At 70.8% G+C, this 9,774-nt stretch carries 7 protein-coding genes and 1 pseudogene; 1 reads left to right on the top strand and 7 read right to left on the bottom strand.

Features of this window, described 5'->3' with window-relative positions:
- Both ABZ646_RS32005 and ABZ646_RS32000 read right to left on the bottom strand, forming a co-directional pair.
- Nucleotides 1–93: pseudogene (locus ABZ646_RS32005) on the bottom strand (alpha/beta hydrolase); the annotation flags it as partial.
- An 839-nt stretch (nt 94–932) separates the two neighbouring features.
- Nucleotides 933–1,742: a serine hydrolase gene (locus ABZ646_RS32000; RefSeq protein ID WP_360526574.1), complete on the bottom strand. Its 810-nt coding sequence runs from the start codon at nt 1,740–1,742 to the stop codon at nt 933–935.
- Between the two features lie 165 nt (nt 1,743–1,907).
- Between ABZ646_RS32000 and ABZ646_RS31995 the strand changes: the two genes are divergently transcribed.
- Nucleotides 1,908–3,359: a cytosine permease gene (locus ABZ646_RS31995; RefSeq protein ID WP_360526571.1), complete on the top strand. Its 1,452-nt coding sequence runs from the start codon at nt 1,908–1,910 to the stop codon at nt 3,357–3,359.
- 36 nt (nt 3,360–3,395) lie between these two features.
- Here the strand turns inward: ABZ646_RS31995 and ABZ646_RS31990 are convergent, their stop codons facing one another.
- The 5 genes from ABZ646_RS31990 to ABZ646_RS31970 form a co-directional block, all read right to left on the bottom strand.
- Entirely contained in the window at nt 3,396–3,917 is a 522-nt protein-coding gene (locus tag ABZ646_RS31990; protein ID WP_360526568.1) for a transglycosylase SLT domain-containing protein, read from the bottom strand.
- Nucleotides 3,918–4,314: 397 nt separating this feature from the next.
- Nucleotides 4,315–6,708: a bifunctional salicylyl-CoA 5-hydroxylase/oxidoreductase gene (locus ABZ646_RS31985; RefSeq protein WP_360526565.1), complete on the bottom strand. Its 2,394-nt coding sequence runs from the start codon at nt 6,706–6,708 to the stop codon at nt 4,315–4,317.
- Nucleotides 6,705–8,348 (bottom strand): AMP-binding protein, encoded by a 1,644-nt coding sequence (locus ABZ646_RS31980; RefSeq protein WP_360526562.1) that lies wholly within the window; start codon nt 8,346–8,348, stop codon nt 6,705–6,707. The genes ABZ646_RS31985 and ABZ646_RS31980 overlap by 4 nt, the downstream gene beginning before the upstream one ends.
- A gap of 46 nt (nt 8,349–8,394) precedes the next feature.
- Entirely contained in the window at nt 8,395–9,312 is a 918-nt protein-coding gene (locus tag ABZ646_RS31975) for an acyl-CoA thioesterase domain-containing protein (protein WP_360526559.1), read from the bottom strand.
- The gene (locus ABZ646_RS31970) at nt 9,309–9,710 is read right to left on the bottom strand and encodes a cupin domain-containing protein (protein ID WP_360526556.1); all 402 of its coding nucleotides are present in this window, start codon (nt 9,708–9,710) and stop codon (nt 9,309–9,311) included. The genes ABZ646_RS31975 and ABZ646_RS31970 overlap by 4 nt, the downstream gene beginning before the upstream one ends.
- Between the last annotated feature and the right edge of the window lie 64 nt (nt 9,711–9,774).

Genomic DNA, 9,774 nt, shown 5'->3' with positions numbered 1-9,774 from the left:
CACCTCGGCGTAGAACTCCCCGCGTGCCGGGTTCGGCCGCTCCACCCAGGGATCGTCCTCGCCGAACCACTTGCGTACGTCGGCGAGCGTGGCGAGTTGGTGAAGAGCGCCAGCGCGACGCCGGTGACCAGTTCGACCAGCGTGCCGAAGCCGCTGAGCGCCCTGTTGACCAGGTTGGCGCGGTGCGCCTGGACGTAGTTCACGATCTCCTGCTGGAGATGCGACAGGGCACCCGGGCCGAGTCGGAAGGGCGGGCGGTGGAGCCAGACCTCGATGCGGTGGATTCCGCCGCGGAACTCGTCGGCGAGGGTCGCCGACTCATCGGCGACCGCGTTGCCGACCAGGGCCAGCAGGCCGCAGAACACGAAGATGCTGCCGACCAGGCTCACGGCCACGGCCAGCGGTCTGGGCAGCCACCTGCCCAGCAGGTCGGCGAGCGGGCGCAGCACCGAGGTGACGATCAGGGCGAGGAACAGGGCCGCCGCGATCAGCTGGAAACGGCCGAGGACGATGAAGACGCCGTAGACGACGATGCCGACCACGATGAGCCGCCAGGCGTAGGCTCCGGCGATCCGCAGGGCGGGCACGACGACCGAGCTGACGGAGGCGGTGGCGCGCGGGTCGAGGGCCCGCTTCGGGATCCGGACCGCGCGGGCGGCCCGGCTGCCCGGCGCCGTGCCACGCGCCCGGCGCGCCCGGCCCTGCCCGGCCGCCGGCCCGCCCGCACCCGCCACCGCGCCTCCCGTTGCCGACCTCCGCCTTCACAGCACGTTAGGGGCAATCCGGACACCGAGCGGCATCCACTGGGCCAAGGGGGTCAGTGCGGCCCACGGCGCCACCCCCGCCGAGCCGACCGCACGCATCAGACCGCCGCCACGGTCGCCCCAGCCGTGCCGGTCAGCGCACCGTCGCCATCCCCCCAGCCGGACAGGTCAGCGCGCCGTCGCCGTCGTGACGGCTGTGCGGGCCGCGCGTTCCACCAGTTGGACGCCGTCCGGCATCGACGGGTTGCCGTCGGAGAGGACGGCGACGAGGTAGTGGTGTCCGCCGGTGGTGACGCGTCCGACGCTGTTGATGTCCCACAGGCCCGTGGCGGTGCGCATGAGCCAGCCGTTCTTCAGCGCCCACCCGGAGTCGGCGGCGGCGGAGACGCCCCAGGACTGCTCGTCGGCGATCTGGGTCATCAGGGTGCGGATACGGCTCCGGGACGGCGCGTCCAGGGGCGTCGAGCCGGTGCCGAAGATCGCGCGCAGCAGTCGTATCTGGTCCCCTGCCGTGGTCCGGCTCAGCCCCCACCTGGCGTCCGGGCCGCCCGTGGTCGAGGTCAGTCCGAGCCGCTTGTTGGCCGACTCCAGACCGGGAGCCCGGCCGATGGCCCGCCACAGCGCGCTGGCGGCGGTGTTGTCGCTGTTGCGGATCATCACCTCCGCCTGCGCGCTCTCCCGTGCGGTGAGGTCGCGGTGGTGGTCCCGCGCGTGCAGCAGCAGCGCGGCGAGGATGTCGACCTTGACGATGCTGGCCGTGTCGTACGCCGCGTCGTCGCCGTAGACCGCGGGGTCCCGGTCCGTGCCGTCCAGGTCGAGGACGGCGGCAGTGATCCGCGACGCGCCCTGCGCCTGCACGGCGGTGCGGAAGTCGGTGGTTCCGGAACCGGTGCCGGAGTCGGCCGCCAGGGCCTGCGGTGCGGCTCCGGCGATCAGGGCGACCAGCGTGGCCAGGACGGACAGGGTTCGGTTGGGCATCGCGGACGCCTCGGCAGTTCGGATCGGAGGGACACAGGAGCAGGACGACGGGGACGGCCCCGGACTGACCCGTCCGGCGTACGGAACCGGGCTTTCCCAGGCCTCATCCGGAGCCGTCCGGGGGAAGAATGTGAACAGAGCGGCGGACCAGCCCTGGGAGGTGCCATGAGCACATCGGCGGAACCGCGGGTCAGTGGCCTGGAGGTCCGGTCCATCGACTACGTGCCGCTGGACGAACGGCACGGCAAGCTGTGGCATCTGGGCCCGCTGTGGTTCATGTCCAACGCGCAGATCGCGACCCTGGCCGTGGGGTTGATCAGCATCACGGAGGGCGGCAACCTGATCTGGTCGTTGCTGGCGATCGTCGCGGGCACCCTGATCGGCACGTTCTTCATGGCGTTCCACTCGGCGCAGGGCCCGCAGCTCGGCCTGCCGCAGATGATCCAGTCCCGGCCGCAGTTCGGCTATGTCGGTGCGCTGCTGGTGTGGCTGTTCGCGTACGTGCAGTACGCGGGCTTCAACGTGTTCAACACCATCCTGGCCGGTGAGTCCCTGCACGCCACGCTGCACGGCGGGGTGAAGCTGTGGGTGGTCGTGGTCACCGCGATCGGCCTGGTCGTGGCACTGGTGGGCTACGACATCATCCACAAGGCCGAACAGTTCCTGACGTACACCTTTCTGGTGATCTTCGGGATCTTCACCGTCGGTGTGCTGGTCACCCTGCACTACCCGGCGGGCTCCTTCGATCTCGGCGCCTTCCGGGCCACGCCGTTCCTGGCGCAGTTCGGCGTGGTCGCCGGCTACCAGATCAGCTGGGCCATCTACGTCTCGGACTACTCGCGCTACCTGCCGCCGGACGTGACCGTCCGCAAGACGTTCTACTGGACCTACTTCGGTTCGGCGCTCGGCGGTATCTGGCTGATGGTGCTCGGCACGCTGCTGGCGGCCTGGGCGGGCGACAGCTTCGACACGATCCGCTCCATCAACGCCGCCGGCGACAAGATCTTCGACGGCTTCGGCGCGATCGTGCTGCTGTTCGCCGCGCTGGGCCTGATCTCGGTCACCGCGTTGAACATGTACGGCGGCTCGCTCACCCTCATCAGCGCCCTGGACTCCTTCAGACGGGTCCGGCCGACGCTGGCGGTACGGCTGGCCACCCTGATCGTGACGGCGGTGCTCTCCCTGATCGGAGCGCTGGCGGCGACGGCGAACTTCCTGACGAACTTCAACAACTTCCTGTTGCTGGTGCTCTATCTGTTCATCCCGTGGACCTCGGTGAACCTCATGGACTACTACGTGGTGCGCCGGGGCCACTACGCGATCGCCGAGATCTTCAAACCGAACGGCATCTACGGCCGCTGGGGCTGGCAGGGGATCATCTCCTACCTGGTCGGGTTCGCCGTGATGATCCCGTTCTTCTCCGTGGGCACGCTCTATGTCGGACCCGCCGCCAAAGCTCTGGACGGCGCCGACATCTCGCTGTTCATCGGGTTGCCGGTGTCGGCGGTGCTGTACTGGGTGCTGACCCGCTCGATCGACGTCGAGGAGGAGACCCGGATCGCCGAGGCGGAGGCCGCCGCGCTGGAACAGGCGGCCCACGAGCACCGCGAGCCGTAGGGCGTCCGCCGGGCCGGCTCGCACGCGACCGTCAGGTCAGTACGCGGAGTTGACGTTGTCGATGGAGCCGTAGCGGTGCGCGGCGTAGTTGGCGGCCGCGGTGATGTTGGCCACCGGGTCGGTGACGCTCTGCGCGGTGCCGGCGACGTGGTAGGCCTTGAAGGTGGGGTCGATGACCTGGAGCAGGCCCTTGGACGGGGTGCCCTGCTTGGCGTTGACGTCCCAGTTGTTCTGCGCGGTGGGGTTGCCGCCGGACTCGCGCATGATGTTGCGCTTGAGGCCCTCGTAGCTGCCGGGGATGCCCTTGGCCTTCATGATCTGCAGCGACTGCTTGATCCAGCCGTCGAGGTTGTTGGCCTTGCCGCCCTGCTGGGCGGCGGTGCGGCTGGTTTCACCGGAGGCCGTGACCGCGGTGGCGGTGTGCACCTGCGTCGCCTCGGCGGCCTGTGCGTTCGCCGGCATCAGGGTGAGCGCGGCGGCCGCGGCACCGGTGGTGGCGAGGCCGGTCAGGCCGAGGGTGCGGAGGCGGGCGATGCGGGTGCGGTTGATCATGGTCATGTGAAGGAACTCTCCGGTGGGGGACGGCGTCGGCGCCGCCGCTGTGAGCGGCGGCGTGGGCGGAGCCCGTGCTGTCGGCGGGAGGGGACGGACCCTGCGGCGATCCGCTCGGTCCATCGCCTGGCTCCCGGCGACGACAGCCATGGTTAGCGGCGCCTGTGGCCGGACGCAACGATGTGACGTACTACCCACTTTCGTACACATCGAATGAAATGCCCGATATGTAGCGCTTCTGTCCTGTTCAGAAGCATCTCTTACTACGACGGCGCCTAGGATGTGATCTGCCTCCTATGGGTGGCGTCACGCTCCGAGGGCCTCCGGAGCCTCGTACGGCCCGCCGCGAGAGCATCCGCTCATGTCCGACACTCCGCCACGCCGGCACCCCCGACGGCGTCGCCTAAGGAAGGAGCTGCTCCGCCGACAGTTCCGCCGGCACCGGCTTCCACCGCAGGTGGACGCCGTCCCTCGCCTGATCCGCCCGGAGCAGCGACAGGCGGGGGCGTACGGCGTCGGTGCGGGCAGTGGGCGGTTTGCGCCGTCCGGCGCGGTACTGGACGGGCCAGTCGGCCGCAGCACCCGTGTACTCCTGTTCGGCGGCCGCGTGGAGGGTCCAGTGGGGGTCGTAGAGGTGGGTGCGGCCCAGGGCGCAGAGGTCGGCGCGGCCGGCGAGGAGGAGGGAGTTGACGTCGTCGTGCGAGGCGATGGCGCCGACGGCGATGACGGCGGCGCCGGTCCCGGCGGCCGCCTGGTGGCGGATGCGGTCGGCGTAGGGGGTCTGGTAGGAGCGGCCGTAGGCGGGCTGTTCGTCCTTGGTGACCTGGCCCGTGGAGACGTCGATGGCGTCGACGCCGTGGGCGATGAAGGCGCGGGCGATGGTGACCGCGTCGTCTTCGGTGGTGCCGTGCGGGGCCCAGTCGGTGGCGGAGATCCGTACGCTGACGGGTCGCCCGGCGGGCCAGGCGGCGCGGACGGCGTCGAAGACCTCCAGGGGGTAGCGGAGCCGGTTCTCCAAGGTGCCGCCGTAGGCGTCGGTGCGGTGGTTGGAGAGCGGGGAGAGGAACGAGGAGAGGAGGTAGCCGTGGGCGCAGTGCAGTTCGAGGAGGTCGAAGCCCGCGTCGGCGCCGCGGCGGGCGGCTGCCACGAACTCGGCTTTGACGGCGTCGAGTTCGGTGCGGGTGAGTTCGCGGGGAGTGGGTGAGCCGGGGCCGTAGGGCAGGGCGGAGGGACCGATGGTCCCCCAGTTGCCCTCGGGAAGGGGTTCGTCCATGCCTTCCCACATGAGGCGGGTGGAGCCCTTGCGGCCGGAGTGGCCGAGCTGGAGGCCGATACGGGCGGTGCTACGGGTGTGGACGTAGGAGACGATGCGCTGCCAGGAGTCGCGCTGGGTGTCGTTCCACAGGCCCGTGCAGCCGGGAGTGATCCGGCCCTCGGGTGACACGCACACCATCTCGGTCATGACCAGGCCCGCGCCGCCCATGGCCCGCGAGCCCAGATGGACGAGGTGGAGGTCGCCGGGGACGCCGTCGGTCGCGGAGTACATGTCCATCGGGGAGACGACCACCCGGTTCTTCAGCTCCAGCTGCCCGATGCGGAACGGCTGGAACATCGCGGGGACGGTCCGGGCACAGCCTTGTGCCTGGGCGAAGGCGGTGTCGACGCGGTCGGCGAACTCCGGGTCGCGGGTGCGCAGGTTGTCGTGGGTGATGCGGCGGGAGCGGGTCAGCAGGTTGAAGCAGAACTGGACGGGTTCCTGGCGTGTGTACATGCCGATGTTCTCGAACCACTCCAGGGATGCCTGCGCGGCCCGCTGGGTGGACTCCACCACCGGCCGCCGCTCGGCCTCGTACGCGCTCAACGCGCTTTCGACGTCCGGGTGTTCGTGCAGGCAGGCGGCGAGGGCGAGGGCGTCCTCCAGGGCCAGTTTGGTGCCGGAACCGATGGAGAAGTGCGCGGTGTGCGCCGCGTCGCCGACGAGGACGAGGTTGCCGTGGTGCCAGTGCCGGTTGCGGACGGTGGTGAAGTTCAGCCACTTCGAGTTGTTCGCGAACACCTCGTGGCCGCCCAGCTCCTGGGCGAACAGCTCGCGGATCCGCTCGACGGCCCGCTCGTCCGACTCGCCGGGTCCGAAGGCGCTGTGCCCGGTCGCGTCGAAACCGGCCCGGCGCCACACGTCCTCGTGCATCTCCACGATGAAGGTCGAGCCGGTGTCGGAGTACGGGTAGGCGTGGACCTGCATGACCCCCCACTCGGTGTCCTTGACGAAGAACTGGAAGGCCTCGAAGACCCGGTCGGTGCCCAGCCACATGTACGTGCTGTGCCGCCGGTCCAGCGACGGCCCGAAGACGTCCGCATACGCCGCGCGGACACCGGAGTTGACCCCGTCCGCGCCCACGACCAGGTCGTACCCGGCCCGCAGTGCGGCCGTCTCCGGGGCGGCGGTCGAGAAGCGCAGCTCGACGCCGAGCCCGAGGCAGCGCTCCTGGAGCAGGTGCAGGAGTTCCTTGCGGCTCATGGCGGCGAACCCCTGGCCGCCCACGGTGTGGCTCTCGCCCCGGTAGTGGATGTCGATGTCCGTCCAGCGGGCGAACCGCCGGGACATCGCCTCGCTGAAGACGGTGTCGGCGTTCTCGATACCGCCGAGGGTCTCGTCGGAGAACACCACTCCGAACCCGAACGTGTCGTCGCGGGCGTTGCGTTCCCACACGGTGATCCCATGGGCGGGGTCCAGCTGTTTCATCAGGGCCGCGAGGTAGAGACCTCCCGGGCCGCCGCCGACGATCGCGATCCTCACAGGAGTTCCTCTCGCTGCTCGGCGTCGATGATCCTGCGCAGCGCGAAGCGCTGGAGCTTGCCGCTGGTGTTGCGCGGCAGGGCGTCGTGGAAGCGCACCTCGCGCGGGTACTTGTAGGGCGCCAGAACCTGTTTGACGTGGTTTTGGATCTCCCTGGCCTTCGCCGCGTCCCCGGCCACGCCCTCGCGCAGCACGACGAACGCGCACACCACCGATCCGCGTTCGGCGTCGGGGCGCGCCACGACCGCCGACTCCACCACGTCGGGGTGGGTGTCGATGGCCGCTTCCACCTCCGGGCCGCCGATGTTGTACCCGGAGGAGACGATCATGCTGTCGCTGCGCGCGTGGTAGTAGAAGTAGCCGTCCTCGTCCCGGTGGAAGATGTCCCCGGTGACGTTCCAGCCGCTGACCACGTAGTCCCGCTGGCGTCTGTCGTCGAGGTAGCGGCAGCCCACCGGGCCGATCACCGCCAGCCGCCCCGGCTCACCCGGGCCCAGCTCCGCACCGTCCAGGCCGAGGACCGTCGCCCGGTACCCGGGCACCGGGCGGCCGGTCGCTCCCGGGCGGATCTCGTCACCGGCCGCGGAGATGAAGATGTGCAGCAGCTCGGTCGCGCCGATGCCGTCGATCACCCGCAGCCCGATGGCGTCCCGCAGCTCCTGCCATGTCGTGAGGGGTATGTGCTCGCCCGCCGACACTCCGGCCCGCAGCCCGGCGAGCCGGTGCACTTTGCCTTCGCGCACGATCGCCTTGTAGGCGGTGGGCGCGGTCGCCAGCACGGTCACTTGGTGCTCCTGGACGAGGTCGGCGAGCCCGCCGGGTGCGACCGTCTCCGTCAGCAGGGCGCAGGCGCCGGCCCGGAGCGGGAAGACGATCAGCATGCCGAGGCCGAACGTGAACGCGAACGGCGCGGTGCAGGCGACCAGATCGTCCGGGCACAGCCGCAGGACGTGCCGGCCGAAGGTGTTGTCGATCGACAGGAGGTCCCGGTGGAAGTGCATCGTGATCTTCGGGACACCGGTGCTCCCGGACGTGGGACCGAGGAGCGCCACGTCGTCGGCGGCGGTGTCGACGTTCGTGAACTCGCCCGGCTTGGCGGCGCACCGGGCCACCAGGTCGCCGGTGCCCTGCCCACCGAACGCGACCAGGCGGACGCCCGGCAGGGCGGTGCGGACCTCGTCGGTGAAGCGGTGGTCCACCAGGGCGACGGACGGCCTGGTGCGTTCGGCGATCGGGACGAGCTCACGGGCCCGCAGCGCGGCCATCGTCGTCACCACCACCCCGCCCGCCTTCAGGACGCCGAGCCAGCAGGCCACCGTCCAGGGCGTGTTGGGCGACCGCAGCAGCACACGGCCGCCCGGCACCAGACCCAGATCCTCGGTGAGCACCCGGGCGACCTGGTTGGCGCGGGTGCGCAGATCGCCGTACGACCACACCTCTCCGGCCGGAGTACGCAACGCCGGACGGTCCGGCCCGTACGACGCGGCGGGACCGTCGATCAGTTCGGCCGCCGCGTTCAGCCGCGCCGGGCAGGCCAGTTCGGGGGTGGTGAACTCGATCACCGGCCACAGTTCGGCGGGCGGGAGGTGGTCGCGGGCGAAGGTGTCCAGGTGCGACGTGGGTGAGAGCGGAAGTGACAACGCGAGGATCCTTCCGGTGGCCCGCCGACGGCGTACGGCGGGCGGTTCAGGCGCGGCGGATCATGCCTTCCTGGGCCACGGTGGCCAGATGGCGGTGGTCGCGTGTGAAGAAGCGGCCCGTGCCCAGGCCGCGGCCCGCGTCGGCGGCCACCGCTTCCTGGACGTACAGGAACCAGTCGCCCGCCGGTGCGGGACGGTGGAACCACATGGCGTGGTCGAGGCTGGCGGTGACCAGGCCGGGGTCGGCCCAGGCGAGGCCGAGGACCCGCAGGACGGGTTCCAGGATGGTGTAGTCGCAGACGTAGGCGAGGGCGGCGAGGTCGCGCTGGGCGTCGGTGAGTCCCTCGACGGGGCGCAGCGCGTCGAACGGCCGCAGCCACACCGCTTGGTGCGGCAGCCGGTCACCGTCGACGGTGAGGTAGACCGGGCCGGGGACATGGCGCATGTCGAAGCCGCGGCCGCCGCACCAGTAGGCCTTGGACTCGGCGGTCATGGTGCCGCCGGTGCGGTCGGCGAGGTACTCGGCCGAGCCGGGCAGGTCCTCGGGGCCGGGGACCTCCTCGCCGAACTCCGTGTGGAACGACGCCCCGGGCTCCCCCGCGGCGAAGTTGGCGAGGCAGACGTAGAGCACCTTGCCGTTCTGGTAGCCGCGCACCTGGCGGGTGCTGTAGCCGCGGCCGTCGCGCAGCATCTCCACCTCGTAGCGGACCTCGGCGCCGATGTCGGCCGGGCGCAGGAAGTAACTGTGCATGGAGTGCAGGGACTTGCCGTCGGTCACGGAGCGCATCGCCGCGGCGGCGGCCTGGGCGACGAGGTCGCCGCCGTAGGCCTTGGGCCAGGGGCAGGGCTGGGTGGTGGCGGTGAAGGCGAGGTCGAAGCGCTCCGGCTGGGCCGGCTTCAGGGTGAGGGCCGCGGTGACGATCGCGGAGGTCGGGGCGGTGGAGGCGGCTGGGGTGGCGCTCATCGGTTCAGCCAGTCGCGGAGGTCGGCGTCCGCGACGTCGGGCAGGTTCACCACGATGTTCTCCGGGGTCCGGGTGGTCATCCAGACCAGCGGCCTGGTCCGGGAGAGGTTGCACTCGACGTGCGGCATGAACGGCGGGACGAAGACCCAGTCGCCCTCCGCCATGTCGACGTAGTCCTCGAACCTCTCGCCGAAGTAGATACGGGCCCGGCCCGACAGGACGTAGCCGCCGGTCTCGGCCTCGCCGTGGTGGTGGCTGACCGAGCGGTAGCCGGGCTCGTTGCTGACCTTGCCGTACCACAGCCGGCGCGCCGGGGTGTGCTGGGCGCTGACGCCCGACACGCGGACGGCACCGCCCGAGTCGGCGGTGTTGACGTCCTCCAGACCGGCGCGGGTCACGACGGGCGCGACGATCCGTCGGCCAGGCGGTACATCGCGTTGTCGCCTTCCAGCCGGTACCTGC

The sequence above is a fragment of the Streptomyces sp. NPDC007162 genome, from assembly GCF_040634175.1.
GTDB lineage: Bacteria > Actinomycetota > Actinomycetes > Streptomycetales > Streptomycetaceae > Streptomyces.
Note: the sequence above shows the minus strand (reverse complement) of the source record. Positions and strands in the feature narration are given on the sequence as shown.

Bases quoted from the DNA above. Each gene is read 5' to 3' on its own strand.
- ABZ646_RS32000 (WP_360526574.1), bottom strand. From the start codon at position 1,742: ATGCCCAACCGAACCCTGTCCGTCCTGGCCACGCTGGTCGCCCTGATC.
- ABZ646_RS31995 (WP_360526571.1), top strand. From the start codon at position 1,908: ATGAGCACATCGGCGGAACCGCGGGTCAGTGGCCTGGAGGTCCGGTCC.
- ABZ646_RS31990 (WP_360526568.1), bottom strand. From the start codon at position 3,917: ATGACCATGATCAACCGCACCCGCATCGCCCGCCTCCGCACCCTCGGC.
- ABZ646_RS31975 (WP_360526559.1), bottom strand. From the start codon at position 9,312: ATGAGCGCCACCCCAGCCGCCTCCACCGCCCCGACCTCCGCGATCGTC.